Origin of the sequence: Sphingobacterium lumbrici, from assembly GCF_006476045.1 — a bacterium.
In the GTDB taxonomy this organism is placed as follows: domain Bacteria; phylum Bacteroidota; class Bacteroidia; order Sphingobacteriales; family Sphingobacteriaceae; genus Sphingobacterium; species Sphingobacterium lumbrici.
In genome coordinates this window covers 349,422-375,166 of the sequence record NZ_SRZY01000011.1, presented here as the reverse complement: position 1 = coordinate 375,166, position 25,745 = coordinate 349,422, and the positions used below count along the sequence as shown (strand labels likewise).

The 25,745-nt window shown below is 37.9% G+C and carries 40 protein-coding genes; 3 read left to right on the top strand and 37 right to left on the bottom strand.

Annotation, left to right across the window (positions count from 1 at the left end; all coding sequences use genetic code 11):
• Positions 1-25 precede the first annotated feature (25 nt).
• The 29 genes from rplQ to rplC all read right to left on the bottom strand — a co-directional run bounded on the left by rplQ (position 26) and on the right by rplC (position 15,292).
• The gene (gene rplQ / locus E4F24_RS03800) at positions 26-559 is read right to left on the bottom strand and encodes a 50S ribosomal protein L17 (RefSeq protein ID WP_140937332.1); all 534 of its coding nucleotides are present in this window, start codon (positions 557-559) and stop codon (positions 26-28) included.
• Between the two features lie 146 nt (positions 560-705).
• Positions 706-1,698: a DNA-directed RNA polymerase subunit alpha gene (locus tag E4F24_RS03795; protein ID WP_140937331.1), complete on the bottom strand. Its 993-nt coding sequence runs from the start codon at positions 1,696-1,698 to the stop codon at positions 706-708.
• A gap of 93 nt (positions 1,699-1,791) precedes the next feature.
• The gene (gene rpsD, locus E4F24_RS03790) at positions 1,792-2,400 is read right to left on the bottom strand and encodes a 30S ribosomal protein S4 (RefSeq protein ID WP_140937330.1); all 609 of its coding nucleotides are present in this window, start codon (positions 2,398-2,400) and stop codon (positions 1,792-1,794) included.
• 67 nt (positions 2,401-2,467) lie between these two features.
• Positions 2,468-2,857, bottom strand: a complete 390-nt coding sequence (gene rpsK / locus E4F24_RS03785; protein WP_136900215.1) for a 30S ribosomal protein S11 — start codon at positions 2,855-2,857, stop codon at positions 2,468-2,470.
• A gap of 7 nt (positions 2,858-2,864) precedes the next feature.
• Positions 2,865-3,242, bottom strand: a complete 378-nt coding sequence (gene rpsM / locus E4F24_RS03780) for a 30S ribosomal protein S13 (protein WP_140937329.1) — start codon at positions 3,240-3,242, stop codon at positions 2,865-2,867.
• Positions 3,243-3,271: 29 nt separating this feature from the next.
• Positions 3,272-3,388 (bottom strand): type B 50S ribosomal protein L36, encoded by a 117-nt coding sequence (gene ykgO / locus E4F24_RS03775; RefSeq protein WP_021071232.1) that lies wholly within the window; start codon positions 3,386-3,388, stop codon positions 3,272-3,274.
• Between the two features lie 35 nt (positions 3,389-3,423).
• The gene (gene infA / locus E4F24_RS03770) at positions 3,424-3,642 is read right to left on the bottom strand and encodes a translation initiation factor IF-1 (RefSeq protein WP_002997456.1); all 219 of its coding nucleotides are present in this window, start codon (positions 3,640-3,642) and stop codon (positions 3,424-3,426) included.
• Positions 3,643-3,720: 78 nt separating this feature from the next.
• Entirely contained in the window at positions 3,721-4,503 is a 783-nt protein-coding gene (gene map, locus E4F24_RS03765) for a type I methionyl aminopeptidase (protein WP_140937328.1), read from the bottom strand.
• A 6-nt stretch (positions 4,504-4,509) separates the two neighbouring features.
• Positions 4,510-5,847, bottom strand: coding sequence for a preprotein translocase subunit SecY (gene secY / locus E4F24_RS03760; RefSeq protein WP_140937327.1), 1,338 nt, complete (start codon positions 5,845-5,847; stop codon positions 4,510-4,512).
• 3 nt (positions 5,848-5,850) lie between these two features.
• Positions 5,851-6,297 carry a 50S ribosomal protein L15 gene (gene rplO / locus E4F24_RS03755; RefSeq protein WP_136900218.1) on the bottom strand — a complete coding sequence of 149 codons (447 nt, stop codon included), beginning with the start codon at positions 6,295-6,297 and terminating at the stop codon, positions 5,851-5,853.
• Between the two features lie 113 nt (positions 6,298-6,410).
• Positions 6,411-6,590, bottom strand: coding sequence for a 50S ribosomal protein L30 (rpmD, locus tag E4F24_RS03750; protein ID WP_136819176.1), 180 nt, complete (start codon positions 6,588-6,590; stop codon positions 6,411-6,413).
• A gap of 5 nt (positions 6,591-6,595) precedes the next feature.
• Positions 6,596-7,114, bottom strand: a complete 519-nt coding sequence (gene rpsE / locus E4F24_RS03745) for a 30S ribosomal protein S5 (RefSeq protein WP_140937326.1) — start codon at positions 7,112-7,114, stop codon at positions 6,596-6,598.
• Positions 7,115-7,125: 11 nt separating this feature from the next.
• Positions 7,126-7,479 (bottom strand): 50S ribosomal protein L18, encoded by a 354-nt coding sequence (gene rplR, locus E4F24_RS03740; protein WP_136900221.1) that lies wholly within the window; start codon positions 7,477-7,479, stop codon positions 7,126-7,128.
• 5 nt (positions 7,480-7,484) lie between these two features.
• Positions 7,485-8,039, bottom strand: coding sequence for a 50S ribosomal protein L6 (rplF, locus tag E4F24_RS03735; protein WP_140937325.1), 555 nt, complete (start codon positions 8,037-8,039; stop codon positions 7,485-7,487).
• Positions 8,040-8,062: 23 nt separating this feature from the next.
• The gene (rpsH, locus tag E4F24_RS03730) at positions 8,063-8,461 is read right to left on the bottom strand and encodes a 30S ribosomal protein S8 (RefSeq protein ID WP_136900223.1); all 399 of its coding nucleotides are present in this window, start codon (positions 8,459-8,461) and stop codon (positions 8,063-8,065) included.
• Positions 8,462-8,733: 272 nt separating this feature from the next.
• Positions 8,734-9,003 (bottom strand): 30S ribosomal protein S14, encoded by a 270-nt coding sequence (gene rpsN, locus E4F24_RS03725; protein WP_093100399.1) that lies wholly within the window; start codon positions 9,001-9,003, stop codon positions 8,734-8,736.
• Entirely contained in the window at positions 8,996-9,565 is a 570-nt protein-coding gene (rplE, locus tag E4F24_RS03720) for a 50S ribosomal protein L5 (RefSeq protein ID WP_136819170.1), read from the bottom strand. The genes rpsN and rplE overlap by 8 nt, the downstream gene beginning before the upstream one ends.
• Entirely contained in the window at positions 9,565-9,912 is a 348-nt protein-coding gene (rplX, locus tag E4F24_RS03715) for a 50S ribosomal protein L24 (protein WP_136900225.1), read from the bottom strand. The genes rplE and rplX overlap by 1 nt, the downstream gene beginning before the upstream one ends.
• Before the next feature lie 2 nt (positions 9,913-9,914).
• Positions 9,915-10,283 carry a 50S ribosomal protein L14 gene (gene rplN, locus E4F24_RS03710; protein WP_002997484.1) on the bottom strand — a complete coding sequence of 123 codons (369 nt, stop codon included), beginning with the start codon at positions 10,281-10,283 and terminating at the stop codon, positions 9,915-9,917.
• A gap of 1 nt (position 10,284) precedes the next feature.
• Positions 10,285-10,539 (bottom strand): 30S ribosomal protein S17, encoded by a 255-nt coding sequence (gene rpsQ, locus E4F24_RS03705; protein WP_136900226.1) that lies wholly within the window; start codon positions 10,537-10,539, stop codon positions 10,285-10,287.
• Positions 10,540-10,552: 13 nt separating this feature from the next.
• Positions 10,553-10,771 (bottom strand): 50S ribosomal protein L29, encoded by a 219-nt coding sequence (rpmC, locus tag E4F24_RS03700; RefSeq protein ID WP_136900667.1) that lies wholly within the window; start codon positions 10,769-10,771, stop codon positions 10,553-10,555.
• Positions 10,772-10,929: 158 nt separating this feature from the next.
• Positions 10,930-11,352: a 50S ribosomal protein L16 gene (rplP, locus tag E4F24_RS03695; RefSeq protein WP_136819168.1), complete on the bottom strand. Its 423-nt coding sequence runs from the start codon at positions 11,350-11,352 to the stop codon at positions 10,930-10,932.
• Positions 11,353-11,407: 55 nt separating this feature from the next.
• Positions 11,408-12,202 carry a 30S ribosomal protein S3 gene (gene rpsC / locus E4F24_RS03690; RefSeq protein WP_140937324.1) on the bottom strand — a complete coding sequence of 265 codons (795 nt, stop codon included), beginning with the start codon at positions 12,200-12,202 and terminating at the stop codon, positions 11,408-11,410.
• 11 nt (positions 12,203-12,213) lie between these two features.
• Positions 12,214-12,645, bottom strand: coding sequence for a 50S ribosomal protein L22 (gene rplV / locus E4F24_RS03685; RefSeq protein ID WP_136900228.1), 432 nt, complete (start codon positions 12,643-12,645; stop codon positions 12,214-12,216).
• Between the two features lie 6 nt (positions 12,646-12,651).
• Positions 12,652-12,918, bottom strand: coding sequence for a 30S ribosomal protein S19 (gene rpsS, locus E4F24_RS03680; protein ID WP_002997495.1), 267 nt, complete (start codon positions 12,916-12,918; stop codon positions 12,652-12,654).
• Positions 12,918-13,742 (bottom strand): 50S ribosomal protein L2, encoded by an 825-nt coding sequence (rplB, locus tag E4F24_RS03675; RefSeq protein ID WP_140937323.1) that lies wholly within the window; start codon positions 13,740-13,742, stop codon positions 12,918-12,920. Before rplB ends, rpsS begins: the two co-directional genes overlap by 1 nt.
• Positions 13,743-13,747: 5 nt before the next feature.
• On the bottom strand, positions 13,748-14,038 hold the full coding sequence (rplW, locus tag E4F24_RS03670; RefSeq protein ID WP_140937322.1) for a 50S ribosomal protein L23: 291 nt from the start codon (positions 14,036-14,038) through the stop codon (positions 13,748-13,750).
• 1 nt (position 14,039) lies between these two features.
• Positions 14,040-14,669, bottom strand: a complete 630-nt coding sequence (gene rplD / locus E4F24_RS03665) for a 50S ribosomal protein L4 (RefSeq protein ID WP_140937321.1) — start codon at positions 14,667-14,669, stop codon at positions 14,040-14,042.
• A 5-nt stretch (positions 14,670-14,674) separates the two neighbouring features.
• Positions 14,675-15,292: a 50S ribosomal protein L3 gene (gene rplC / locus E4F24_RS03660; RefSeq protein ID WP_136900232.1), complete on the bottom strand. Its 618-nt coding sequence runs from the start codon at positions 15,290-15,292 to the stop codon at positions 14,675-14,677.
• 447 nt (positions 15,293-15,739) lie between these two features.
• Here rplC and E4F24_RS03655 point away from each other — a divergent pair, with 447 nt between their 5' ends.
• The gene (locus tag E4F24_RS03655; protein ID WP_140937320.1) at positions 15,740-16,165 is read left to right on the top strand and encodes a hypothetical protein; all 426 of its coding nucleotides are present in this window, start codon (positions 15,740-15,742) and stop codon (positions 16,163-16,165) included.
• Positions 16,146-16,517 carry a hypothetical protein gene (locus tag E4F24_RS03650; protein WP_140937319.1) on the top strand — a complete coding sequence of 124 codons (372 nt, stop codon included), beginning with the start codon at positions 16,146-16,148 and terminating at the stop codon, positions 16,515-16,517. The genes E4F24_RS03655 and E4F24_RS03650 overlap by 20 nt, the downstream gene beginning before the upstream one ends.
• 70 nt (positions 16,518-16,587) lie before the next feature.
• Here the strand turns inward: E4F24_RS03650 and E4F24_RS03645 are convergent, their stop codons facing one another.
• The 8 genes from E4F24_RS03645 to E4F24_RS03610 form a co-directional block, all read right to left on the bottom strand.
• Complete coding sequence (locus E4F24_RS03645) at positions 16,588-16,947, bottom strand: CoA-binding protein (RefSeq protein ID WP_140937318.1); 360 nt, start codon at positions 16,945-16,947, stop codon at positions 16,588-16,590.
• A gap of 16 nt (positions 16,948-16,963) precedes the next feature.
• Positions 16,964-18,151, bottom strand: a complete 1,188-nt coding sequence (locus E4F24_RS03640) for a serine hydrolase domain-containing protein (protein WP_140937317.1) — start codon at positions 18,149-18,151, stop codon at positions 16,964-16,966.
• Positions 18,152-18,260: 109 nt separating this feature from the next.
• Positions 18,261-19,904 (bottom strand): pyruvate dehydrogenase complex dihydrolipoamide acetyltransferase, encoded by a 1,644-nt coding sequence (locus E4F24_RS03635; RefSeq protein ID WP_140937316.1) that lies wholly within the window; start codon positions 19,902-19,904, stop codon positions 18,261-18,263.
• Between the two features lie 47 nt (positions 19,905-19,951).
• Positions 19,952-20,947, bottom strand: a complete 996-nt coding sequence (gene pdhA / locus E4F24_RS03630) for a pyruvate dehydrogenase (acetyl-transferring) E1 component subunit alpha (protein WP_140937315.1) — start codon at positions 20,945-20,947, stop codon at positions 19,952-19,954.
• 191 nt (positions 20,948-21,138) lie between these two features.
• Positions 21,139-22,521 carry a histidine--tRNA ligase gene (gene hisS / locus E4F24_RS03625; RefSeq protein WP_140937314.1) on the bottom strand — a complete coding sequence of 461 codons (1,383 nt, stop codon included), beginning with the start codon at positions 22,519-22,521 and terminating at the stop codon, positions 21,139-21,141.
• Positions 22,522-22,582: 61 nt separating this feature from the next.
• Positions 22,583-23,320, bottom strand: a complete 738-nt coding sequence (rnc, locus tag E4F24_RS03620; RefSeq protein WP_181182355.1) for a ribonuclease III — start codon at positions 23,318-23,320, stop codon at positions 22,583-22,585.
• 68 nt (positions 23,321-23,388) lie between these two features.
• Entirely contained in the window at positions 23,389-24,642 is a 1,254-nt protein-coding gene (fabF, locus tag E4F24_RS03615) for a beta-ketoacyl-ACP synthase II (RefSeq protein ID WP_140937313.1), read from the bottom strand.
• Positions 24,643-24,669: 27 nt separating this feature from the next.
• Positions 24,670-24,906, bottom strand: a complete 237-nt coding sequence (locus E4F24_RS03610; RefSeq protein WP_079643602.1) for an acyl carrier protein — start codon at positions 24,904-24,906, stop codon at positions 24,670-24,672.
• Positions 24,907-25,170: 264 nt separating this feature from the next.
• Between E4F24_RS03610 and E4F24_RS03605 the strand changes: the two genes are divergently transcribed.
• Positions 25,171-25,671 carry an IPExxxVDY family protein gene (locus E4F24_RS03605; RefSeq protein WP_140937312.1) on the top strand — a complete coding sequence of 167 codons (501 nt, stop codon included), beginning with the start codon at positions 25,171-25,173 and terminating at the stop codon, positions 25,669-25,671.
• Positions 25,672-25,745 lie beyond the last annotated feature (74 nt).

Genomic DNA, 25,745 nt, shown 5'->3' with positions numbered 1-25,745 from the left:
GCTTTTTTCTCATAGAAAAAAAAGACTAATCCTTTTTCTCCTCTGTAGCAGAAGTTTCTTCAGTTGTTTCAGCTGCTTCTTCAGCTTTCACTTCTTCAACAGCTTCTACTGGAGCTTCAGCACTTTCAACAGCTTTCTTTTTAGAAGAACCGCGACGTCGTGTAGATTTTTTCTCAGTTTTAGCAGTAGCACCGTATACTTCATTGTAGTCAACCAATTCAACGAACGCCATTTCCGCGTTATCACCTAAACGGTTTTCCAATTTAATAATACGTGTATAACCACCTGGACGAGTAGCTACTTTTTCCGAAATTTCGCGGAACAAGATTGTAACCGCGTCTTTGTCTTTTAAGTATGCGAATACCGTACGACGAGAGTGAGTCGTGTCGTTCTTAGATTTTGTAATCAATGGCTCAACATATTGACGCAAAGCTTTCGCTTTTGCTAACGTAGTCGTGATACGCTTATGTTTGATTAATGAAGTCGCCATATTAGCTAACATCGCCTTACGGTGACTGTCAGTGCGGCCTAAGTGATTTACTTTTTTTCCGTGTCTCATTTTAGTTTTGTTTTTTGTGCATACCGTTCTTATTCAAAGTAAAAAGTAAAAAGTAAAAAGTAAAAAGTAAAAATCTCTCTACTTAATACGCTATACTCAATACTACAAAGAGGAATTATGCATCAGGTCGCTTATTATTTAATTAATTATTCTTCGTCTAATTTGTACTTAGACAAGTTCATTCCGAATGATAAACCTTTCGATTTAACCAATTCCTGAATTTCGCTTAATGATTTTTTACCAAAGTTACGGAACTTCAACATATCCGCTACGTCATAAGTTACTAACTCTGCTAAAGTACGAATATCAGCCGCTTTTAGACAGTTCAATGCACGTACTGAAAGATCTAAATCAACTAATTCAGTTTTCAAGATTTTACGCATATGTAAAATTTCCTCGTCTACTACCTTAGTTTCTTCTTTAGTTTGAGACTCTAACAACATATTTTCGTCAGAGAATAACATAAAGTGTTGGATTAAGATACGAGCAGCTTCTTTCAAAGCTTCTTCAGGGTGAATAGAACCATCAGTAGAAATATCTAACAACAATTTCTCGTAGTCAGTTTTTTGCTCTACACGGTAGTTTTCAATGGTATATTTCACATTCTTGATCGGAGTATAGATCGAATCGATAGCGATCACACCTACAGGACCATCAGTTACTTTATTTTCTTCAGCATTCACATAACCACGTCCTTTAGAAACTGACAATTCAACTTCAAGCGTAACTGAAGTTTCCATGTTGCAAATAACTAAATCTGGATTTAACACTGTAAAATTGTTAGAAAACTTAGTGATATCGCCAGCTTTGAACTGATCTTGACCATTGATAACTACAAAGATTTTCTCACTATCTCCTTGTTCACCTGATTTCTGAAAACGTACTTGTTTTAAGTTTAAGATGATTTCGGTTACGTCTTCCACTACACCTTTGATCGTAGAGAATTCGTGCGAAACGCCAGAAAACCTTATCGACGTAATTGCATATCCTTCTAGTGAGGACAATAAAATACGGCGCAAAGCATTACCAATAGTTACACCAAAACCTGGCTCTAATGGACGAAATTCGAAAGTACCATCAAAATCTGTTGATTTTTGCATGATTACTTTATCCGGTCTTTGAAATGCTAAAATTGCCATTTATATTCTTTTAATATTTTTTTATAACAATAAGTATATCTTAATAGAATATGCATAATCCAAATTTCAGATTATGCATATATCTATCAGTTATTATTTAGAGTATAACTCTACGATTAAGTTCTCTTTAATATTTTCAGGAATATCAGCTCTTTCTGGGAAAGTAACAAATGTACCTGTCAAATCGCTTACGTTCCACTCCAACCAACCAAATTTATTGATTGCTCTTCCTGCTACAGATGTACTGATAGCTTCTAAAGATTGTGAACGTTCGCGAACAGAGATTACATCACCTGGACGTAAGCTATATGATGGGATGTTAACTAAATTACCGTTAACATTGATGTGCTTGTGTGAAACTAATTGACGAGCAGCAGCACGAGTAGGAGCAATTCCTAAACGGTATACCACGTTATCTAAACGAGCTTCTAATAATTTCAAGAAGTTCTCACCTGTGATACCTTGTTTTGCTGATGCCTTTGCAAATAGGTTAGCAAATTGACGCTCCAATACCCCATAGGTATATTTTGCTTTTTGCTTTTCTAACAACTGAATAGCGTATTCAGATTGTTTACCTCTTCTCTTTGACGGTCCGTGTTGACCGGGAGGATAATTCTTTTTTTCTAACGCTTTATCCGGGCCAAAAATTGGCTCTCTAAATTTACGCGCGATTTTGGACTTAGGTCCTGTATATCTTGCCATTTCTTTTTTCTGTTTGAAGTATCTATCAGTCTATAACTGACGAAGCTTATCTTAAACAATAATTTTATTAAACTCTTCTGCGTTTTGGAGGACGACAACCGTTGTGAGGAAGTGGAGTAATATCTTTAATGATAGTTACATCGATACCTACAGTTTGTAATGTACGGATTGCCGACTCACGTCCTGCACCTGGGCCTTTAACGAATACCTCTACCTTACGTAAACCCAAATCGTGAGCAACTTTACCACAGTCATTAGCCGCTTGAGATGCTGCATACGGAGTATTCTTTTTAGAACCTCTGAAGCCCATTTTACCAGCACTAGACCATGAAATTGTCTGACCTGAATTGTTTGTTAAAGTAATAATAATGTTGTTAAACGTAGCGTTGATATGAGCTTGACCAACAGGCTCGATAACTACGATACGCTTTTTGGTAGCTTTTTTAGTTTTAGCCATTTCTTAATTATTTAGTAGCTTTTTTCTTGTTTGCAACTGTTTTACGTTTACCTTTACGTGTACGCGTATTGTTCTTCGTACGTTGACCACGAACTGGTAAATGTTTACGGTGACGTAAGCCACGGTAACAACCAATATCCATCAAACGTTTGATGTTCAATTGAACTTCTGAACGTAAAGCACCTTCTACTTTGATCTCATCATTGATGATTGTACGAATAGCGGATAATTGATCATCATTCCACTCTGATACTTTTACGTCTTGACTGATACCTGCCTTATCTAAGATATAAGCAGCAGTGTTGCGACCAATACCGAAGATATAAGTAAGGCCAATCACACCTCTTTTGTTTTTAGGTAAATCTATACCTGATATCCTTGCCATATACTATTTTAAGCGATTTTGTTAATAAATTATCCCTGACGTTGTTTAAATTTAGGGTTCTTTTTGTTGATCACAAAAATCTTTCCTTTACGACGGATGATTTTACAATCCGCACTGCGTTTTTTTACTGATGCTCTTACTTTCATTTTACTAATTATTTAAGCTCTATTAGAGCAAAACCTTATTTATAACGATAAGTTATTCTTCCTTTAGTCAGATCATAGGGAGACATTTCCAACTTTACCTTGTCCCCAGGTAAAATCTTGATATAGTGCATGCGCATTTTACCAGAAATGTGAGCAATAATCTCGTGTCCATTTTCTAATTCTACACGGAACATTGCATTAGAAAGTGCCTCTCTAATTATACCGTCTTGTTCTATTGAGGCTTGTTTAGCCATATATCAATTACTTATTTACGTTGTTAACAGCCTGCACAAACAGGAGTGCAAAGATAAATAAAAAATATTGAAAACCAATTACTTTTTATTCAAAACTTCCTCAACATGCTCAAACGACAACAATACATCAGGCTGACCTTTACGTATTGCAACCATTTGTTCGAAGTGAGCAGATAACTTACCATCCTGTGTACTTACAGTCCATCCATCATCCCAGAACTTAACTCCAGCCTTGCCGGCATTAATCATCGGCTCGATACAAATTACCAAACCTGGTTCTAACTTAGGACCTGAACCTCGTTTTCCATAGTTCGGCACTTCGGGCTTCTCATGCAAATGAAGGCCCACACCATGTCCTACTAACTCACGAACAATACCGAAATTATACGGCTGAACATATTCTTGAATTGCAGAAGAAATGTCACCTACGCGCTTACCTGCGACAGCTTGCTCTACGCCCTTGTACAAAGCATCCTTTGTAACATCTAACAACTGCTGAGCTTCTGATGAAATCTCACCTATACCGAACGTATAAGCCGAATCACTAATGAATCCGTTCAGATTGACACCCCCATCCACTGAAATCAAATCACCATCTCTTATCACATATTCACTTGGAAAACCATGCACCACCTGATCATTTACAGAAATACATAAAGAATATGGAAATCCGTGATAATTCAAGAATGCCGGTGTGCCTCCGTGATCATGAATATAATCATGCGCCAATTTGTCAAGAGACAGGGTAGTAATACCTGGCTTCATTTCTTTGGCAATCTCAGCAAGTAAATGCGAGAGTACATTTGCAGACTCTCGCACTTGCTCAATCTCTTCTTCTGTTTTATAAATTACCTTCGACATCAAAGATTAAATAGCCGATTGATCATATCCTTCTACAGCAGCTGCTGAACGGCCTTTCACTCGGCCAGTCTTCATTAATCCATCGTAATGACGCATCAATAAATGACTTTCAATTTGCTGCAATGTATCCAAAACTACCCCTACTAAAATCAATAATGACGTGCCTCCGTAAAAGTGCGCAAATTGATTATTCACACCAAATAAACTGGCTATCGCTGGCAGAATGGCAATGATTGCCAAAAAGAATGCCCCTGGAAATGTAATACGAGAAATAACATTATCTATAAATAGATTCGTATCAAATCCCGGCTTAATTCCTGGAATAAATCCACCATTTTTCTTCATATCCTCAGACATCTGTTGAGGGTTAACCATGATAGCAGTGTAGAAGAATGTAAATGCAATAATCAAGATTGCGAAGGTTACATTATACGTTACCGAAGTATAGTTACTCAAAGACGTTAAGAAATCCGATTGAATATTTGGAAAAAACTGTGATAAAGACATAGGCAAAAACATAATTGCCTGCGCAAAGATAATAGGCATTACCCCCGCCGCATTCACTTTCAACGGAATATACTGACGTACACCGCCTACTTGTTTGTTACCAACAATCTTCTTAGCGTACTGCACAGGAATCTTACGTACGCCTTGTACTACCAAAATAGTAAAAATAACGACAAAGAATAATGCAATAAATTCTAACAATAACGGAATAATACCGCCACCACTAGGTGCCATACGCGAAGCCCACTCTGCGGTAAGTCCTGCCGGAAGCTGCGCAATAATACCCGCCATAATGATTAACGAAATACCATTACCGATACCTTTATCAGTGATTTTCTCACCCAACCACATCACAAACAACGTACCTGCGGTCAAAACTATTGCAGAAAGAATAGTGAACATTGGATCAGCAATTGTTTTAGCTGCTGGCTCAATTTGTGTTCTCACATAAGCTATCGCTTGTACCAAGGTAATAGCCAATGTAAGGTAACGTGTAATCTGCGTCATTTTTTTACGACCAGACTCACCTTCCTTTTGCATTTTTTGAAAAGCAGGAACTGCAATCCCCAATAACTGTACAACGATAGATGCAGAAATATAAGGCATTACACCTAGAGCAAAGATAGCTGAACGAGAGAATGATCCCCCGGCAAACATATCCAATAGACCTAGAAGGCCTTCTTTTTGCCCAGTAACTAACGCATCTGGATTAACACCCGGCAACACCACGTGACATCCAACACGATAGATGAGAAGAAAAAGCAACGTATTTAAAATACGCTTACGTAGATCTTCGATCTTCCATATATTGGTTAAGGTTGTGATTAGTTTCTTCATGTATTAAAGTTTAACGATAGAACCACCTGCAGCTTCAATAGCTTTTTGTGCAGAAGCTGAAAATGCATGTGCTTTAACTTCTACTTTAGCAGTAAATTCGCCACGGCCTAATACTTTTACTAAATCATTTTTAGAAACTAAGCCATGAACTTTTAATGTGTCAAAATCAATAGTTGTTAAATTGAATTTCTCAACAAGACCTTGCAATACATCTAAATTAACTCCATTGTATTCTACACGGTTGATGTTCTTGAAACCAAATTTAGGCACACGACGTTGTAAAGGCATTTGACCACCTTCGAAACCGATTTTTGTACTGTTACCAGAACGAGAACCTGCTCCTTTGTGACCGCGTGTTGACGTACCTCCACGGCCAGAACCTTGACCACGACCAATACGCTTTTTGCTTTTTGTTGAACCAGCTGCTGGTCTTAAATTACTTAAGTTCATTCTAAACTAAGATTATGCTGTGCCTTCGCTCTCACTAAACAGGACACAACGATTAACAATTTGATTATTAACAACTAATGGAAAGGATACAAGTACCCTTTCCATAGTATATTTTAGATAGTTTCTACAGCTACTAAATGGTTTACTTTACGTACCATACCGATAATAGCCGGTGTAGCTTCAACTTCTACTGAGTGGTTCAATTTTCTCAAACCTAATGCCTCAATAGTTTTCTTTTGGCGCTCGCTTCTGTCGATAACGCTCTTTATCTGGGTGATTTTGATTTTTGCCATGATAATTAACCGTTAAATACTTTGTTTAAATCGACTCCACGATGTTGAGCCACTGTATACGCATCACGCATACTGGCTAAAGCGTCAACCGTTGCTTTCACTACGTTGTGTGGGTTCGATGATCCTAATGATTTAGCTAATACGTCTTTGATACCGGCTGATTCCAATACCGCACGCATCGCGCCGCCGGCTAATACTCCTGTACCGTGTACAGCTGGTTTAATCAATACAGATCCTCCAGAGTACTTACCGTATTGCTCATGAGGAACAGTACCATTGATGATAGGAACTTTAACTAAGTTCTTTTTAGCATCATCGATACCTTTAGTAATCGCTTCTGTAACCTCTTTTGCCTTACCTAGACCATATCCCACGATACCATTTTCGTCACCAACAACTACGATAGCGGAGAAACTAAACGTACGACCACCTTTAGTCACCTTTGCTACGCGTTGGATGCTTACTAAGCGATCTTTTAATTCAATTTCGCTTGATTTTACTCTTTTTATGTTGCTTAATGCCATTTCTATATTGATTAAAAGTCTAAACCGCCTTCGCGAGCACCTTCAGCCAATGATTTAATACGGCCATGGTATAAGTACCCATTACGGTCAAAAACTACTTTGCTAATACCTGCTGCGACAGCTTTCTCTGCTACTAATTTACCCACTGCTTTAGATTGCTCAACTTTATTACCTGAAGCTGCAAAATCCTTTGAACTGCTAGAAGCAGATACTAAAGTTTTTCCAGTTGTATCATCGATAATTTGAGCGTAGATACCTTTGTTACTTCTAAAAACTGATAAACGTGGACGTTCAACTGATCCAGTCAGGTTCTTTCTTATTCCTTTTTTAATTCGCTCTCTGCGATTTGTCTTACTTCCTGCCATGGTTATTATTTTTTAGCTGATTTACCTGCTTTTCTTCTCAATACTTCACCTGCAAACTTCACACCTTTACCTTTGTACGGCTCTGGTTTACGGAAGCTGCGGATCTTAGCTGCTATTTGACCAATTAATTGCTTGTCAATAGACTCTAAAGTGATAGTAGGGTTTTTACCTTTATCAGCAGTTGTTGTAATTTTAATTTCCTGTGGCAATACAAAAACAATCTGGTGAGAGAAACCTAATGTTAACTCTAATGTATTACCAGTGTTTGAAGCACGGTAACCTACACCGACTAACTCTTGCGTAGTTTTGTAACCTTCTGTTACACCCACAACCATATTATTGATTAATGCGCGGTATAACCCGTGTAATGCTTTGTGCTTTTTTTGTTCAGTAGGACGACTTACTACGATGTTACCATCTTCTTCTTTTACTGTAATGTCGCTGTCTACTTGTTGTGTTAATTCACCTTTAGGGCCTTTCACTGTTACCAGATTCTTATCTGATACAGATATCGATACTCCCGAGGGGATAGCGATAGGCGCTTTTCCAATTCTTGACATCTCTTTGTGTGTTTTTTCCTAGATTAATAAACGTAACATAAAACTTCACCACCTACGTTTTGTAAGCGAGCCTCTTTATCTGTCATTACACCTTTCGATGTAGACAAGATAGCAATACCCAAACCATTTAAAACGCGAGGCATGTTGTCAACACTTGCATACTTTCTTAAACCAGGTTTACTCACACGTGTCAATGTGCGAATAGCCGGTACTTTGCTAATTGGATTGTACTTCAATGCGATTTTGATTGAACCTTGAGGTCCCTCTTCGATGAATTTGTAGTTAGCAATGTAACCTTTGTCAAAAAGAACTTTAGTAATTTCCTTTTTTAGGTTCGATGCAGGAATTTCAACAACCCTGTGGTTGGCCTTAATGGCATTCCTTACTCGTGTAAGGTAATCCGCTATTGGATCTGTATTCATTATGTAATATAAAATTAGGATAATGGTTTCTTTGGCTAACCTAAGCCATTGACCTACTATCTGTTAATAAAATTTGCAACGCAAACCTGTTTGAACATCCTAAAAAATATAAATAATTCAAACAAGCTTCACTACCATTGAAATAGAAACCGAGTGTATCGAACTCATTTATACGAATGAATTTCGAAACGCAATAAATAACTATTCCAATGAAAAAACCCGATAAACCATTTTTCAGGTTTATCCGGGCAAAAGTAAATATTTTTTTTAAATTACCAAGAAGCTTTTTTTACTCCCGGGATCTTTCCATCTAATGCCATCTCACGGAATGTAACACGAGAGATACCAAATTGACGCATATATCCTTTAGGACGACCAGTTAATTTACAACGGTTGTGTAAACGTACAGGTGAAGCATTCTTCGGTAATTTGTCTAAAGCTGCATAATCACCAGCCGCTTTCAAAGCTGCACGTTTTTCTGCAAATTTAGCTACCAATTTTTGACGCTTTACTTCGCGTGCTTTTAATCCTTCTTTAGCCATTGTTATTCGAATTTTGATTTTTGAACGGTAAACCGAATTGCTTTAATAACTCCAATGCTTCGATATCATTACCCGCTGAAGTTACAAATGTAATATCCATACCCTGGATTTTATTGATTTTGTCAATGTTAATCTCAGGAAAGATAATTTGCTCGGTAATACCTAAGTTATAGTTACCTCTTCCGTCAAATCCTTTGTCGTTGATACCACGGAAATCGCGGATACGAGGTAAAGATACTGCGATCAAACGATCAAGGAATTCATACATATTGTTGTCACGTAATGTTACGCGAGCTCCAATTGGCATACCTTTACGTAATTTAAAGTTCGAAATATCCTTTTTCGATTTAGTAGCGACAGCTTGTTGGCCAGTAATTAACGTCAATTCTGAAATTGCATTGTCAATTAATTTCTTATCAGCTGTAGCTGCTCCAATACCTTGTGATACGACAATTTTCTCCAGTTTTGGAACTTGCATAACACTTTTATACTGAAATTTTTCTTTAAGCGTCGTACGGATTTCTTCCGCATATTTCGCTTTTAATCTTGGTACGTAAGTCATTATTTAATCTCCTCCCCTGATTTTTTTGCGTAACGAACTATTTTACCATCTGCATTCACTTTACGTCCTATACGTGTTGTTTCACCTGTTTTAGGATCGATTAAAGCTAAGTTTGAGATGTTGATAGCAGCTTCTTTCTCAATGATACCACCATTAGGATTAGCCGCACTTGGTTTAGTGTGTTTTTTTACGATGTTAGCGCCTTCTACGATAGCTCTGTTTGCATCCACTAAAATTTGCAATACTTTTCCTTGAACACCTTTAGAATTACCAGCGATAACTTTCACTAAATCACCTTTTTTAATTTTGATTTTGTGTGTAGTTGTTGTTGTTTTTTTGTAAGCCATAATTATAAAACCTCCGGTGCTAGTGATACAATTTTCATGAACTGCTTCTCACGTAATTCTCTTGCAACTGGGCCAAAGATACGTGTTCCACGTGGTTCATCGTTGTTATTTAATAATACTGCCGCGTTGTCATCGAAACGAATGTAAGAACCATCTTTACGACGTATTTCTTTCTTCGTACGTACGACTACCGCTTTAGAAACTGATCCTTTTTTCACGTTTCCAGAAGGTAGAGCGCTCTTAACGGTAACAACAATTTTATCACCGATAGATGCATAACGCTTACGCGTACCGCCCAATACACGGATTACTAAAACTTCTTTAGCTCCGCTATTGTCAGCCACATTTAGTCTTGATTCTTGTTGTACCATGTTATTTAGCCCTTTCTAAAATTTCAACTAATCTCCAGTTCTTTGTCTTACTCAGCGGACGCGTTTCCATGATTAATACCGTATCGCCGATACCGCAGGTATTAGTTTCGTCATGAGCTTTGAATTTAGTAGTTTTCTTTACGAACTTACCATAGATAGGGTGCTTCACTTTACGTTCAACAGCTACTACAATGGATTTGTCCATTTTGTTGCTAACTACCAAGCCGATTCTTGTTTTTCTTAATTTTCTTTCCATTTCGACTTAATTTTTATGCCTCAGAGGCTGTTTCAGATTTTTCAGCATTCTTACGTTTCGTGATCTCAGTGGAGATACGAGCGATAGATTTGCGAGCTGCTTTAAGAACGTTTGGATTCTCAATAGCAGAAACAGCATGTGCAAATTTCAATTTGTTAAGGGCAGTCTTCTCTTCTACAAGACGAGCTGCTAAGTCCTCTTTTGATAATTCTACGATTTCTGAATTTTTCATCATTTTCTAATTTTTGACTGATGGCAATGAAACGATCTCGACAAGTCGAACAGTTTCAGTTGGCGTCTCAGTTGTGTTGGGTTATCAATTCTGTTTATATAATGCCTTACGGGTAACGGCCGTAAGGCTTAAACTATTGACATTACCAAACTCTATTATTATGCTTCTACGTAATCTCTACGTATCACAAACTTAGTTTGAACCGGTAATTTTTGAGCTGCAAGGCGTAATGCTTCTTTAGCTACTTCTAAAGGCACACCCTCTGCTTCAAATAACATACGGCCTGGGCGTACTACTGCCACCCAGTATTCAGGAGCACCTTTACCTTTACCCATACGTACCTCTGCAGGTTTTTTAGTAACGGGCTTATCAGGGAAGATACGGATCCATACTTGGCCTTCACGTTTCATAAAACGTGTCACGGCGATACGAGCTGCCTCGATCTGACGGCTAGTGATCCATGCTTGCTCCAATGTTTTGATACCGAAAGAACCGAAAGCTAATTCCGCTCCACGAGAAGCGTTACCTTTCATACGGCCTTTCTGCATCTTTCTGAACTTCGTTCTTTTTGGCTGTAACATGTTCGTATTTATTATAATCTGTTATTACAGATATTTTAAAATCTAAATTATTTAATTAACCTCTTTTTGCACCACCACGGTTACCACCACGATTGTTGTTGCTGTTGTTGTCACGACGACCACCACGGTTTCCACCACGGTTGTCACGGCGATCTGCACCACCTTCGTTACCACCACGTGTTTTTACACCTGAAGTTTGACCGATGTTTGGAGATAAGTCACGTTTACCGTAAACCTCACCTTTACAGATCCAAACTTTTACACCAATCTTACCATACGTAGTTAATGCTTCAGCTAAAGCGTAGTCAATATCAGCACGCAATGTGTGTAAAGGAGTTCTTCCTTCTTTGTACTGTTCAGTACGCGCCATTTCAGCACCACCTAAACGGCCAGAACACATGATTTTGATACCTTCTGCACCCATACGCATCGTAGAAGCGATTGACGTTTTCATTGCACGACGGAATGAAATACGCGCCTCTAATTGCTTAGCAACACCTTCAGCTACTAATTTAGCATCAAGCTCAGGACGTTTGATCTCGAAAATATTGATTTGAACATCTTTCTTAGTCAATTTTTTCAATTCTTCTTTGATCTTGTCAACTTCCTGACCACCTTTACCGATAACGATACCTGGACGAGCTGTATGGATAGTAACTGTGATGCGTTTCAAAGTTCTCTCAATAACAACTTTTGCTACACCACCTTTAGCGATACGCACAGAAAGATACTTTCTGATTTTCTCATCTTCAACTAATTTATCGGAATAGTTTTTTCCTCCGAACCAATTAGAGTCCCATCCTTTGATGATCCCTAATCTGCTACCTATTGGATTTGCTTTTTGTCCCATTCTATAATAAATTAGTTGTTAACGTTATTTAAACTATCTACTACCAACGTTACGTGGTTAGAACGCTTGCGAATTCTATATCCACGACCTTGTGGAGCCGGACGTAATCTTTTTAGTTGACGGCCTCCGCCTACTGATACTTCTTTCACATATAAAGCAGAGTTCTCTAATGAAGTTCCTTCATTTTGAGTTTCCCAGTTTTTGATCGCTGATAATAATAATTTTTCAACACGACCAGCAGCTTCTTTACTTGAGTGCTTAAGAATGTATAAAGCATTTTCCACTTTTACGCCACGGATTAGATCCACTACTAAACGCATCTTGCGAGGTGAAGTAGGGCAGTTCAATAACTTGGCAGTAGAAGCTCCTCCTACTTGAGCTTTTTCCTGCTCTTTGCGCTGTCTAATTAAGACAGATTTTTTGAGTTTTTTTGTTGCTTCCATTACCTATTATTTTTTCTTTTCTGCGTGGCCTCTGAATGTACGCGTAGGCGCGAATTCTCCAAGCTTGTGACCTACCATATTCTCTGTTACATAAACTGGAATAAATTTATTCCCATTGTGCACTGCGAAGGTATGGCCAACAAAATCAGGGGAAATCATAGATCTACGAGACCATGTTTTGATAACTGACTTTTTGTTAGTTTCATTCATAGAAAGAACTTTTCTCTCTAAGTTGTGATCGATATAAGGACCTTTTTTAATTGAACGAGCCATTATTTTTTCCTTCTCTCAATGATGTAACGATTTGATATTTTCTTCTTCGAACGTGTCTTGAAGCCTTTAGCTAACACACCTGTACGTGAACGAGGGTGACCTCCTGAAGTACGACCTTCACCACCTCCCATAGGGTGATCTACCGGGTTCATAGCTACACCACGTACACGAGGGCGACGACCTAACCAACGTTTACGACCTGCTTTACCTAATACTTGATTAGATTTTTCCGCATTCGATACGGAACCGATAGTCGCAACACATGTCAATAAGATCATACGTGTCTCACTTGAAGGCAATTTAATGATAGCATACTTACCATCACGTGCTGACAATTGTGCATATGTACCAGCTGAACGTGCGATTGAGCCTCCTTGACCTGGGTTCAATTCAATATTATGAATAATAGAACCTAGCGGAATATTTGCTAATGGTAAAGTATTACCTACCTCTGGGGCTACTTTATCACCTGCTACAACAGTTTGACCTACTGCAAGACCAGTTGGAGCAATAATGTAACGTTTCTCACCATCTGCATAATGCAATAACGCAATACGTGCAGTACGGTTTGGATCGTATTCGATCGTTGCTACTGTTGCGGGGATATCTTTTTTATCGCGTTTGAAATCTATTAATCGGTATGATTTTTTATGTCCCCCACCGAGATAACGCATAGTCATTTTACCGGAGTTATTACGACCGCCTGATTTCTTGATTTTTACTACCAACGATTTTTCAGGAACGTTAGTTGTAACATCAGAGTAGTCTGCACCTACTCTGAAACGAGTACCAGGGGTTACCGGTTTGAATCTTTTAACTGCCATTTTATTTATATAACACTGTAAAAGTCAATAGTTTCACCATCTTTAATTGTAATGACGGCCTTTTTATATTTAGGAGCTCTTCCAGATACAAAGCCTGCTTTTGTGTAGCGGCTCTTTGCTTTACCAGCAACTACTGCTGTATTCACTGCTAATACTGTAACACCGAACATTTCTTCAACAGCTGATTTAATCTGAATTTTGTTTGCTCTATGATCTACTTTGAAAGCATAACGGTTTAATTTCTCCGTCATTATTGAAGCTTTCTCAGTTAAGATAGGTTTTTTAATAATTTCCATATTACTTAGCTAATGCTTCCTCCAAAGTTTTAACAGAATCTGCAGTCAACAATAATTTAGTAGCATTCAATACATCGTATGTATTTAAATCTGATGCTACAACAACTTTTGCTTTCTTCAAGTTTCTGCTTGATAAATAAACATTGTTATCATACGCTGGCAAAACCAATAAAGTTTTTTCGTCAGCGATGTTCAACGCACTTATCAAAGACACATAGTTTTTTGTTTTGATCGTATCGAAGCTTACTGCATCCAATACCACAATGTTACTTTCTTGTGCTTTGTAACTTAACGCTGATTTACGTGCTAATTGCTTTAATTTTTTGTTCAATTTGAAGCTGTAGTCACGAGGTTGTGGACCAAATACACGGCCACCACCATTAAACAATGGAGATTTGATAGAACCCGCACGAGCACCACCTGTACCTTTTTGTTTGTGTAATTTACGAGTAGAACCCGCGATTTCATTACGTTGTTTCGATTTGTGAGTTCCTTGGCGTTGATTCGCTAAGTATTGTTTCACATCTAAATAGATCGCATGGTCGTTTGGCTTTACGCCGAATACTGACTCAGGCAGTTGCACCTTGGCACCTGTTTCTTTACCTGATAAATTTAATACGTTAACTTCCATCTCTACTATTTGTCTACGATTACATAAGAACCTTTAGCTCCTGGAATGGAACCACTAACAACGATTAGGTTTTGATCTGCATAAACTTTCAATACTTGTAAGTTTTGAACTTTTACCCTGTCACCACCTGTACGACCTGCCATGCGCATTCCTTTGAATACACGTGAAGGCCAAGAAGAAGCACCTAATGAACCTGGAGCACGTAGTCTGTTGTGCTGACCGTGAGTCGCACCACCTACACCACCAAATCCGTGACGCTTCATTACACCTTGGAAACCTTTACCTTTAGAAGTACCGACTACATCTACGTACTCGCCTTCTGCGAAAAGTGTTACATCCACGATGTCTCCTAGTTGTTTCTCATCTTCAAAAGTTTTGAATTCAACTAGTTTACGCTTAGGAGTCACTCCTGCTTTTGCGAAGTGTCCTTTCAAAGGCGCTGTCGTGTTCTTTTCTTTGGCATCATCATAGCCTAATTGAACAGCGGAATAGCCATCCTTTTCTTCCGTACGTATCTGCGTAACCACGCACGGCCCAGCCTCAATTACTGTACAAGGGATATTCTTACCCTCTGCGTTGTACAGGCTGGTCATTCCTACTTTTTTACCAATAATTCCTGACATGTTATAAAATAAATTAATTAAAGTCCATCGAAGCAGTAGGGCTTCGCTCAAGACACACTATTCCCATTAAGGGACTGCAAAAGTACAAACATTTTTATAACTATCAAATAATTAGTGAATTATTTTTTTATTTTATATCCATATACCATCCAGCTAGTAGATCAGATAAAAATAAATTTAAACAAGCAGTATACCGCCAGTGCATTTCCACATTAAAAAGCCGACACTTTATCTATTTCATATACGTCAATATGAAACAATAGCAATTTTATTATTTATCAAACACAAATAACAAGCAAATATCATACAGGTATAATATAAGTATTATGTAGGAATACTATAGCTTTTTAATATACATTATACTTACATTATATATACATTAAATGTGTATATATAATGTATTTCTATTGCAGATTTTCTTACTTTAGCATAACCAAAAAAACTAAAATGGCGTTTCAAAAAGGTGATATCAAACTAGAAGGTAATATAGGTAACCTCAATTTTTACAAAACAGACGACCAATATCGGGTAAGGCAAAAGGTCGGTAAGAAGAATAAAAATGAAATCAACAACATAGCCGAGCGCTCTAAAGAAAATGCATCGGAATTTGGCCGCGCCAGCTCCTTTGCCAAAGAAATCCGCTTAGCCGTAAAAACCGCTATGAAAGACCATTATGAACTATTCTACGAACCCTCTCATATAACGCGACTTAACAAGCGGCTGCATCTCATTTTGAAAGCAGACGAGGTGAACGAGCGAGGTAAACGATTTGTCAGCCCAGTTAACCTTAAACTTCTAAAAAATTTTAGTCTTAATGCCGACTCTCCCTTTAAGGATGTTTTCCTGTTGCCTATTGAAATCAACTATATTTAAAGAAACAAACGAATTTTATGCACGTATACCAAAATTAACACCCAAGGTGCAAATGGACATCCCTAAGGATAAAGATGGAGATACTGTCTTTTTTCGCGTACATCTCGTCATATTGAAAATCAACCACAGCAATATGCATACTGCTGTTCGCTACGGATGCAGTGATCTGTTGCAAATCAACATACCTTCACCGGCGTTCGACATACGCAACAGCGTTGATGATATCCAAGAGTCTGATAGCATTAGTATTGCTTTAGGTATATCCTTTTATAAGAATGTTGGAGGATTCCCTGTACCGCAACTCACCCCCAACAGAAACTGCCTAGACTTCCTAGAAATTTTTCACGGCTAGGAATTTATTCTGCTTTCAATAAAAAATGGCCAATCGAGATGATCGGCCACTTTAACGTTGTTTTCTATTGCTAAAACTGTCCTGTATTCAACATAACCAAGGTACAGCCTTCTATTATTTCAATACCTGCCTGTTCTAATTTCTGTTGCAAATCTGGATTTTCAGAACCTGGGTTAAAGATAACCCGTTTTGGATTAGTTTGTAGAATATAGTCGTAATAAGGTGCTTGATTTTGAGGACCTACGTACATCGTAATGGTATCGATATCCGTATGAATAGTCTCTGCGGGTTCTATTGTAACCCCTGCGACCTCTCCTACTTTACGCCCCACATTGACAATAGAATGTCCTTTACGCACCAATTTATTCGCCACTAAATAAGAATACCGAGTAGTATTTGTAGTTGCACCCAAAATCAAAGTCTTTTTCATATTATCTATTTAATAATTAATTAACAACAAAATCTCCATTCGCATTATAAGCATTTTGTCTCAAAATAGGCATTTCTAAGATTTTATACAAATCATCTAACTGATTTAAGCTACTATTCACAAAATTTGACAAAAGAACAATTGTTATGTCATTTTTCAAATCCCTGACATAGAGATTTTTAAACCCATGCCACCAACCGGTATGATAAACTATTTGTCCGTTTGCCGGTGTAAATGTACGCCAACCATATCCATAGCTAAAAACACCTCTTTTCGCATCACTTCGCGGAACATATGCAGAATCCAAAATTGATTTGTCCAACAATCTACTTTCACGGAGGGCAATATCCAACAAGTACATATCCTGTACAGTACTATAAGTTCCTTTATCGCCTACGGGTCCGTCCAAATAGTCTTGAACCACAGAACGCCGCCATGTACGATCATGTCCTATTACATTAGTTGGAATTTTTTCATAAACCGCTTTGGATAGAACCGCAGTGTTCTTCATTCCCGCCGGTTTAAAAACATGTTCCATCATGTAAACACCAAAATCAAGTCCCGATACCTTCTCCACTATCCCAGCAAGTAGCATGTAATTGGAATTATTATAATGAAACCTTCCGTCGGCAGCACCATAGCGATTAGGTTTATGCTCGATCAACAAATTGATCGCATCCATATTGCTCATTCCCTTCTTTCGATCAGGCCATAATTTCTCCACAAAATACACATAATTGGGCAAGCCTGAACGATGTGTCAACAATTGCCTAACCGTTACGCCTTCAAAGGGGAAACCGGGAAAAAATTCACTCACCTGCTGATCCAATTTGACCTTTCCGCTTTCTACCAGCTGTAAAACAGCAAGGGCTGTCATGGGTTTAGAAACAGAGGCTAGCTCAAATTTAGAATCAATCCTCAGGCTATCTCTACGCAGATAGTCAGCCCATCCAAATGAATTTTGATAAATAATTTTACCCTTCTTAGCAACAAGTACATTTCCATTAAAGCCAGATTTCTTATGTAATTTTACCATAAATTCATCAATCTGCCTATTGGCTTGAGCAGGATCATATATTAAGGCTATACTATCAAGTTCTGCTTGTTTTTGCACGACTTCCTCGTGTTTTTCTTCGACACTTGAACAACCCGAAAACCCAATAAAAGAAAGAATAAAAATGAACTGAAGTATTGTAAATCTCACCAACTAAAAATATTTACCGATAATTATTAAGTCGTATTTCTACGACAACAGCTAAAAAAGAAGCCACTTTATTATCTAAAGTGGCCCCGATATTGTGACTAAAATTCGATTATGCTAGTAAACGAATTGGAGCTTCTAATAATCCTTTCAATGTTTGTAAGAATTGAGCACCAGTAGCACCATCTACCACACGGTGATCACAACCTAACGTCAACTTCATGATATTACCTGGGACAACAGCGCCATTTTTGACAACTGGAATCTGCTGAATTGCACCTACAGAAAGAATAGCTCCATCAGGAGAATTGATAATAGATGTAAATTCATCAATGCCAAACATACCTAAGTTAGACACGGTAAATGTAGATCCTTCCCAATCTGCCGGTTGAAGTTTCTTCGATTTAGCTTTCTGTGCAAAATCTTTAACTTCAGCAGATATATGCGATAAGGATTTACCATCTGCAAAGCGGACAACAGGAACTAACAAGCCATCCTCTACAGCCATAGCTACACCTATATTTGTATGTTCGTTAAAGCGTATCTTATCACCTTGCCATGAAGAGTTCACTGCAGGATGTTGTTTCAATGCAATAGCTACAGCTTTAATAACTATATCATTAAATGATACTTTTACTGGAGCTACATCATTGATTTGAGCACGCGCAACCATTGCATTATCCATATCTATACTTACTGTTAAATAGAAATGTGGTGCAGTAAATAATGACTCGCCCAAACGACGAGCAATTGTTTTGCGCATTTGCGAAACATTTACCTCCGTATATATCTCTTCTCCGACATACTGCGGAATACGTACTGCTTTCGTTTCTGATTTAGCATTTTCTTGAGATGAAGCAACTTTAGCTGTAGGAACAAAACCTTCTACATCTTTCTTCACAATGCGACCACCATCTGCAGAACCTTTTACATCATTTAAATTGATGCCTTTATCTTTCGCAATTTTACGTGCTAAAGGAGAGGCTTTTACGCGTGAATCATCTGATGAAGACGACGATTCAGTAGTACTTGCGACTGAAGAAGAGTCAGACGTTGATTTCACTTCTTTAGCTTCAGGTTTTTCTTCCAACGCTGCTACAGGTGTAGATTTTTGATTCAATAAAGGGGTAACATCAGTATCTGCAGGGCCAACTATAGCAATAATATCATTCACTTTTGCAGCCTCTCCAGCTTCTAAGCCAACATACAATAAAGTACCATCAGCATAAGCAGTCACTTCCATTGTAGCTTTATCTGTTTCTACATCTGCAATTGCATCATCAGATTTAATGGTATCACCTACTTTAAAATTCCATTGTGCAATGACCCCTTCTTTCATGGTGTCACTTAATAAGGGCATCGTGATAACAGTACAATCCAATTCTTCAGGAGTTACTGTTTTACCTGTATCGGCCGTCTTTGATTCACCTTCCGAAGAAGAACCATTTTCTTTTTTTTGTTCCTCTTTAGGTGCCGCTTCACTTGATTCTCCACTCAATAAAGCTTCGTAAGCTTCACCCTCTTCACCTAAGATCGCGATGATAGCATCTACTGCTACCGCCTCACCTTCTTTTGGCCCTATATACAACAATGTGCCTTCTTGATAAGACTCAAAGTCCATTGTCGCTTTATCTGTTTCGATCTCTGCAACAAGATCTCCAGAATTAACTTTGTCTCCAACTTTTTTGTGCCATTTAGCAATCACACCTTCAGTCATGGTGTCGCTCATTTTCGGCATTTTTACTACTTCAGCCATGTATTATAGTAGATTATATCTTTAAATGTTAAAGTAATTAGTATGAATTAGTCCAATATAAAAGGATAATCCTCTTGTACATAAATATCGTTGTACAGTTCATCATCACTAGGATATGGAGATTCTTCTGCAAATTTTACAGATTCTTCCACAATAGATTTGATCTCTGCCTCTACTTCCTTAAACCATGTGTCATCCGCATAATTATTTTCCATAATAGCAGCTTTAGTAGTAATTAATGGATCACGACCTTTATATTCTTCAAGTTCTTCTTTCGTGCGGTATTTAGCCGGATCAGACATAGAGTGCCCCTTATAACGGTAGGTGCGGATCTCTAAGAAAGTAGGACCTTCGCCTGCACGTGCACGTTGAACAGCTTCATCCATAGCATTGTGCACTGCTACGACATCCATACCATCTACAGGCATACTCGGCATATCAAAGCCTAAACCCATTTTGTAGATATCCATCATATTCGTTGTGCGTTTTACAGACGTACCCATGGCATATCCATTGTTTTCACAAACAAATATTACAGGCAACTTCCATAACATTGCCATATTTAATGTTTCGTTAAAAGCACCTTGACGAACAGCACCGTCTCCCATATAACATACATTCACATTATCGTTACCTAAGTATTTTTCAGCAAATGCTATACCAGCTCCTAGTGGAATCTGACCGCCTACAATACCGTGCCCCCCCATCATCTTGTGCTCTTTCGAGAAGAAGTGCATAGAACCGCCTTTACCCTTAGAACAGCCCGTAGCTTTACCATACAATTCAGCCATGCATGAATTTGCAGAGACACCTTTTGCTAATGCGTGTGCGTGATCACGGTAAGATGTAATCAATGAATCTTCAGGTTTTGTTGCCGAAATAGTACCAGCCACCACCGCTTCTTGACCAATGTATAAGTGACAAAAACCACGGATTTTTTGCTGCCCATATAATTGACCAGCTTTTTCTTCAAACTTACGCATGAGCAGCATGGATTTATACCACTCTAAATATGTTTCTTTTGTTATAGGTGTTGAACTCATTTTATAGTCTTTGTTTCTTACTAAACTGATTACAAATCTAATAATTTATAACGACAAAAAGGATACTTTTAACATCCTAATTGGTTAATTTTTATTACATTTTATTATTCATATCAAAATAACACATAGCCTTGCACGGAGAACTATTTAAGTAACAAAAATGACGACAGGCTTTCCTTTGGCTGTGTGTTTTATTTTAAAATTTCAATTAATCTCTCCTCCGCTAATGACTCCTGCTCTCCGGTAACCATATCTCTTAACGTCAACTTTCCAGATTGAATCTCCGCCTCTCCTACCAACAAAACGTATGGAATTGCCTTCGCATCAGCATAGCCCATCTGCTTTTTCAATTTTACGGCTGTTGGATAAAGTTCTGCGGCAATATTTTCCTGACGTAGCTTATAGAGTAGCGGCAATGTAAAGGACTCGGAATTTTTATCAAAATTCACAATCAACAATTTCGTACTTGCCATCGTGTTTTTGGGAAACAGACCCAGCTCCTCCAGTACATCATAAATACGGTCTGCTCCAAAAGAAACACCCACTCCGGTCAAGCCTTTCAGACCGAACATTCCGGTCAGATCATCGTATCTACCACCTCCACCAATACTCCCCATCGCTACCTCATTAGTCTTTACTTCAAAGATACATCCTGTATAATAATTCAGTCCTCTCGCTAAGGTGATATCCACTTCAACCAACATACTCAGTATCTCTTCAGCCCCCTGAAATTGCTTCACATAGTCAAATACGTCCTCAATTTCTGCAATCCCCCTTAGCCCAATTTCGGAAGAAGATAAAACAGATTTTAGTTGCTCAAGCTTTTCATGATTAGTTCCTTCTAACAAGATGATTGGCTTTAGCACTTCCAGATCGGCCTCTGTAAAACCTCTTTCCAGAAGTTCCTTATTTACACCTTCTAAACCAATTTTATCTAACTTGTCTATGGCTACTGTCATGTCGACAATAAGCTCAGGCTTACCCATCACTTCTGCAATTCCTGTTAAGATCTTACGATTATTGATTTTGATTGTAAAATCTTTTAGCCCAAGAGCCGTTAACGCCTCTTGATAGATTAAAATAAATTCTGCTTCATTTAATAAACTGTCGGAACCTACCACATCCACGTCACATTGATAAAATTCCCGATAGCGACCTCGTTGAGGGCGATCTGCCCGCCACACGGGCTGAATCTGAAAACGTTTAAAAGGCAATGAAATATCATTCTGATGCATAACAACATAACGTGCGAATGGAACTGTTAGATCATAGCGCAAAGCTTTTTCCGAAAGATGTGTAATAAGTTTATTGGAGGATTTGGAGGCTAACAACTCCGAAGGAGCTTTTGCTAAGTAATCCCCGGAATTCAATATTTTAAAAATCAATTTATCGCCTTCATCTCCATATTTTCCTGTAAGTGTAGACAGGTTTTCAAAAGAAGGAGTTTGAATTTCATTATACCCGAATTTTTTAAAAACAACTTTTAGGGTATTAAAAATATGATTACGTTTCTCCATTTCGATTGGAGAAAAGTCACGTGTACCTTTTGCCAAAGAGGGTTTTACTATTGCCATAGCGCAAAGGTAATATAAGAAAGTGAATAAGAAAAAAGGAATTAAAGTTAAAAAAGCAGTGCTATACCGATTCGATAATCCTGAGAAATTCACAAGCACGTTCTGCTGCCAGCTTTTCCGCACTCTTTTTGTTGAAATCACGTCCTAAGCCACACACTTCACCATTTACCTGCACTTGTATACTAAACATCTTGGGCGATTCTCCTTCAGGGTTATCCGTTTGCACAAATTGTACATCCTTACCTTCCTGTTGGCACCATTCAATTAAACGGCTTTTAAAATTTGTCTCCGTATTCTCCAGTGTGTGTATATCAACATGAGGTTTTATAATCCGTGACAGCAAAAATTCACGCGTAAACTGATACCCCTTATCCAAGTACACTGCGCCAATCAAGGCTTCAAATGCATCCCCGAGTAACGAGCCCTGTTTATTAGGATAGCTTATCATCCGCGCATCGTACTGAATTAATTCGTTCAGTCCCAATTTTCGGGATAATTGGTTTAAATTGGCTCGGGAGACGATTTTTGAACGCATTTCCGTTAAAAACCCCTCATCCTTATAGGGATAAAGTTTAAAAAGCAATTCAGCCACGACCGACCCTAATACGGCATCTCCCAAGAATTCCAACCGCTCATTGCTATTTTTTACACCTTCCTTAATTATTTTCGCAGCAGACTTATGTCGAAAAGCCATTTGATATAGCTTAACATTACCCGGGACAAACCCAAGCAAATTCTTAAGCTTCTTAATATAAGCTTTCTGAGGAGATAAATAGAGCTTGTAAATACTAAACGACATGTTTTTACTATAAGAAGAAATAGGTAGCTGTAAAACTACCTATTAAGATCTTTAGCCTACCCACACTATTAAGCTTTGTATTTTTTAATCACAACAGAAGCGTTGTGACCTCCGAATCCAAAAGTATTGCTCATAGCGGCATTAACCACACGTTTTTGAGGAGCATTGAAAGTGAAATTCAATTTATTATCCAATTCTGGATCATCCGTAAAATGGTTAATCGTAGGCGGCACTATATCATTTTGAACAGCATAAATCGATGCAATAGCTTCAACAGCTCCAGCAGCACCTAATAAGTGACCTGTCATAGATTTAGTCGAACTAATATTCAGTTTATAAGCGTGTTCACCAAATAATTCTTTTATTGCTTTAGTTTCACTAATATCCCCCAGAGGAGTGGATGTTCCGTGTACATTGATATAATCAATATTTGTAACGTCCATATTAGCATCCCTTAGCGCATTAGTCATCACTAATTTCGCACCCAAACCCTCGGGGTGTGGTGCGGTAATATGATTTGCATCGGCACTCATGCCTCCTCCTACTATCTCCGCATAAATCTTCGCACCCCTTGCTAACGCATGCTCAAGACTTTCCAAGATAATAGTACCCGAACCTTCACCCGCAACAAATCCATCACGATCTTTATCAAAAGGACGCGAGGCAGTTTGGGGATCATCGTTTCGGGTAGATAACGCATGTAACGCATTGAATCCACCTATTCCAGCTTCATTGATAATGGCTTCCGAACCTCCTGTGATGATTATATCCGACATACCGGTGCGGATATAATTAAACGCATCTATCATAGCATTTGTTGAAGATGCACATGCAGATACACAAGAAAAATTCGGACCACGTAAACCATAACGCATGGAAATATGACCTGGAGCAATATCCACAATCATTTTGGGTATAAAGAATGGATTAAAACGAGGTGTACCATCCCCTTTGGCATAGGCAGATACTTCATCGTAAAATGTCTTCAATCCACCAATACCAGAGCCCCAAATGACTCCTATGCGATTTGTATCTAATTGCTCAAAGTTCAAATTAGCATCTTTTACCGCTTCATCAGTTGAGGCGATAGCATACTGCACAAAAGGATCGACCTTACGTGCTTCTTTTCGATCCATAAATTCATGCGGATCAAAACCCTTTACTTCACAAGCGAATTGTGTTTTAAACTTTGACGCATCAAATTGCGTAATAGGAGCAGCACCACTTACACCATTAAGCAATCCATCCCAGTATGCTGGAGCGGTATTGCCCAATGGTGTAAGTGCGCCTAATCCTGTTACAACTACTCTTTTAAGCTCCATCTATTATGCTTGGCCTAATAAAATTAGTTAGTTAACGTTTTTTTCTAAATAAGCAATTGCTTGACCTACGGTACTGATATTTTCAGCTTGGTCATCAGGAATTGCAACGTTAAATTCTTTTTCGAACTCCATGATCAACTCAACTGTATCAAGTGAGTCTGCACCTAAATCATTCGTGAAAGAAGCTTCTGGTGTTACTTCGTTTTCATCTACACCCAACTTTTCTACGATAATTGCTTTTACTCTTGATGCGATATCTGACATGATTTTATAGTTTAATTGTTTAATAAATCTGTGCAAAGAAAAATAAATTTCCCCAAAAATCAAACTCTTTTGATTCCTAGCGAAAAATAAAGAACAATAATTTTGGGTTTTATACCCCTAAATGGCTCTAACAAACCTCTTTCAATATTAGTAAAAGAATTATCTTTTTGCAAATATATTCTAATTTAATACAAAAATTACACATCGGCAACATAAAACCCTTTCATAAATTGTATTTTCGTAAAAAAAAATACTACAAACACCTTGAATAAAATAACATTCAAATTAGAAACAGATTTTGACCTTGAACTGGATTTTATTTTAATTGGCATCAGTTCTTCTCTTCGTGATTACAGACTTTGCCATTTCATTAACAAGCATACCGGACTTAAATTCACCTACGGCAAAGAAGACCCTTTAGATCACAATAATAATCTTAAAAATAAAACCCAGGAAGAATTGGATTATCACATTGTATTCGAAAAATCAAAGAATAAAAAAGATAATATCCATCATTTTACAACGTATAGATATTGTAACGACTCTTTTGAATATGAGTTTTATATTATAAATAACAAAAGTGTTGAAAATGGCTTTTTATTGCCCGAAGCAGCTAATTTTGATTATTTCTTAATCATCAAGCATTTCATCGATGAAGAGGATTTAGAAGCTCTTATGGAAAACCTAAAAAAAGTAAAAGATATATTATTAGTAAAAGAAATTGACCCAATTACATTGAAATCTAAAGAAAATCTAATATTTTAGCAGATTATTCACAGTGTGTAAAAACTACACATTGTAATATTTAACCTAAATTAATGATTTCTGAAAATTATCAG

What these genes read in the sequence shown, in the direction of transcription:
- rplQ (WP_140937332.1), bottom strand. Translation starts at nt 559, where the DNA reads ATGAGACACGGAAAAAAAGTAAATCACTTAGGCCGCACTGACAGTCAC.
- E4F24_RS03795 (WP_140937331.1), bottom strand. Translation starts at nt 1,698, where the DNA reads ATGGCAATTTTAGCATTTCAAAGACCGGATAAAGTAATCATGCAAAAA.
- rpsD (WP_140937330.1), bottom strand. Translation starts at nt 2,400, where the DNA reads ATGGCAAGATATACAGGACCTAAGTCCAAAATCGCGCGTAAATTTAGA.
- rpsK (WP_136900215.1), bottom strand. Translation starts at nt 2,857, where the DNA reads ATGGCTAAAACTAAAAAAGCTACCAAAAAGCGTATCGTAGTTATCGAG.
- rpsM (WP_140937329.1), bottom strand. Translation starts at nt 3,242, where the DNA reads ATGGCAAGGATATCAGGTATAGATTTACCTAAAAACAAAAGAGGTGTG.
- ykgO (WP_021071232.1), bottom strand. Translation starts at nt 3,388, where the DNA reads ATGAAAGTAAGAGCATCAGTAAAAAAACGCAGTGCGGATTGTAAAATC.
- infA (WP_002997456.1), bottom strand. Translation starts at nt 3,642, where the DNA reads ATGGCTAAACAAGCCTCAATAGAACAAGACGGTATAATTAGAGAGGCA.
- map (WP_140937328.1), bottom strand. Translation starts at nt 4,503, where the DNA reads ATGTCGAAGGTAATTTATAAAACAGAAGAAGAGATTGAGCAAGTGCGA.
- secY (WP_140937327.1), bottom strand. Translation starts at nt 5,847, where the DNA reads ATGAAGAAACTAATCACAACCTTAACCAATATATGGAAGATCGAAGAT.
- rplO (WP_136900218.1), bottom strand. Translation starts at nt 6,297, where the DNA reads ATGAACTTAAGTAATTTAAGACCAGCAGCTGGTTCAACAAAAAGCAAA.
- rpmD (WP_136819176.1), bottom strand. Translation starts at nt 6,590, where the DNA reads ATGGCAAAAATCAAAATCACCCAGATAAAGAGCGTTATCGACAGAAGC.
- rpsE (WP_140937326.1), bottom strand. Translation starts at nt 7,114, where the DNA reads ATGGCATTAAGCAACATAAAAAGAGTAAAATCAAGCGAAATTGAATTA.
- rplR (WP_136900221.1), bottom strand. Translation starts at nt 7,479, where the DNA reads ATGGCAGGAAGTAAGACAAATCGCAGAGAGCGAATTAAAAAAGGAATA.
- rplF (WP_140937325.1), bottom strand. Translation starts at nt 8,039, where the DNA reads ATGTCAAGAATTGGAAAAGCGCCTATCGCTATCCCCTCGGGAGTATCG.
- rpsH (WP_136900223.1), bottom strand. Translation starts at nt 8,461, where the DNA reads ATGAATACAGATCCAATAGCGGATTACCTTACACGAGTAAGGAATGCC.
- rpsN (WP_093100399.1), bottom strand. Translation starts at nt 9,003, where the DNA reads ATGGCTAAAGAAGGATTAAAAGCACGCGAAGTAAAGCGTCAAAAATTG.
- rplE (WP_136819170.1), bottom strand. Translation starts at nt 9,565, where the DNA reads ATGACTTACGTACCAAGATTAAAAGCGAAATATGCGGAAGAAATCCGT.
- rplX (WP_136900225.1), bottom strand. Translation starts at nt 9,912, where the DNA reads ATGGCTTACAAAAAAACAACAACAACTACACACAAAATCAAAATTAAA.
- rplN (WP_002997484.1), bottom strand. Translation starts at nt 10,283, where the DNA reads ATGGTACAACAAGAATCAAGACTAAATGTGGCTGACAATAGCGGAGCT.
- rpsQ (WP_136900226.1), bottom strand. Translation starts at nt 10,539, where the DNA reads ATGGAAAGAAAATTAAGAAAAACAAGAATCGGCTTGGTAGTTAGCAAC.
- rpmC (WP_136900667.1), bottom strand. Translation starts at nt 10,771, where the DNA reads ATGAAAAATTCAGAAATCGTAGAATTATCAAAAGAGGACTTAGCAGCT.
- rplP (WP_136819168.1), bottom strand. Translation starts at nt 11,352, where the DNA reads ATGTTACAGCCAAAAAGAACGAAGTTCAGAAAGATGCAGAAAGGCCGT.
- rpsC (WP_140937324.1), bottom strand. Translation starts at nt 12,202, where the DNA reads ATGGGACAAAAAGCAAATCCAATAGGTAGCAGATTAGGGATCATCAAA.
- rplV (WP_136900228.1), bottom strand. Translation starts at nt 12,645, where the DNA reads ATGGAAGCAACAAAAAAACTCAAAAAATCTGTCTTAATTAGACAGCGC.
- rpsS (WP_002997495.1), bottom strand. Translation starts at nt 12,918, where the DNA reads ATGGCTCGTTCAATTAAAAAAGGTCCTTATATCGATCACAACTTAGAG.
- rplB (WP_140937323.1), bottom strand. Translation starts at nt 13,742, where the DNA reads ATGGCAGTTAAAAGATTCAAACCGGTAACCCCTGGTACTCGTTTCAGA.
- rplW (WP_140937322.1), bottom strand. Translation starts at nt 14,038, where the DNA reads ATGGAAATTATTAAAAAACCTATCTTAACTGAGAAAGCTTCAATAATG.
- rplD (WP_140937321.1), bottom strand. Translation starts at nt 14,669, where the DNA reads ATGGAAGTTAACGTATTAAATTTATCAGGTAAAGAAACAGGTGCCAAG.
- rplC (WP_136900232.1), bottom strand. Translation starts at nt 15,292, where the DNA reads ATGTCAGGAATTATTGGTAAAAAAGTAGGAATGACCAGCCTGTACAAC.
- E4F24_RS03655 (WP_140937320.1), top strand. Translation starts at nt 15,740, where the DNA reads ATGGCGTTTCAAAAAGGTGATATCAAACTAGAAGGTAATATAGGTAAC.
- E4F24_RS03645 (WP_140937318.1), bottom strand. Translation starts at nt 16,947, where the DNA reads ATGAAAAAGACTTTGATTTTGGGTGCAACTACAAATACTACTCGGTAT.
- E4F24_RS03635 (WP_140937316.1), bottom strand. Translation starts at nt 19,904, where the DNA reads ATGGCTGAAGTAGTAAAAATGCCGAAAATGAGCGACACCATGACTGAA.
- pdhA (WP_140937315.1), bottom strand. Translation starts at nt 20,947, where the DNA reads ATGAGTTCAACACCTATAACAAAAGAAACATATTTAGAGTGGTATAAA.
- hisS (WP_140937314.1), bottom strand. Translation starts at nt 22,521, where the DNA reads ATGGCAATAGTAAAACCCTCTTTGGCAAAAGGTACACGTGACTTTTCT.
- rnc (WP_181182355.1), bottom strand. Translation starts at nt 23,320, where the DNA reads ATGTCGTTTAGTATTTACAAGCTCTATTTATCTCCTCAGAAAGCTTAT.
- fabF (WP_140937313.1), bottom strand. Translation starts at nt 24,642, where the DNA reads ATGGAGCTTAAAAGAGTAGTTGTAACAGGATTAGGCGCACTTACACCA.
- E4F24_RS03610 (WP_079643602.1), bottom strand. Translation starts at nt 24,906, where the DNA reads ATGTCAGATATCGCATCAAGAGTAAAAGCAATTATCGTAGAAAAGTTG.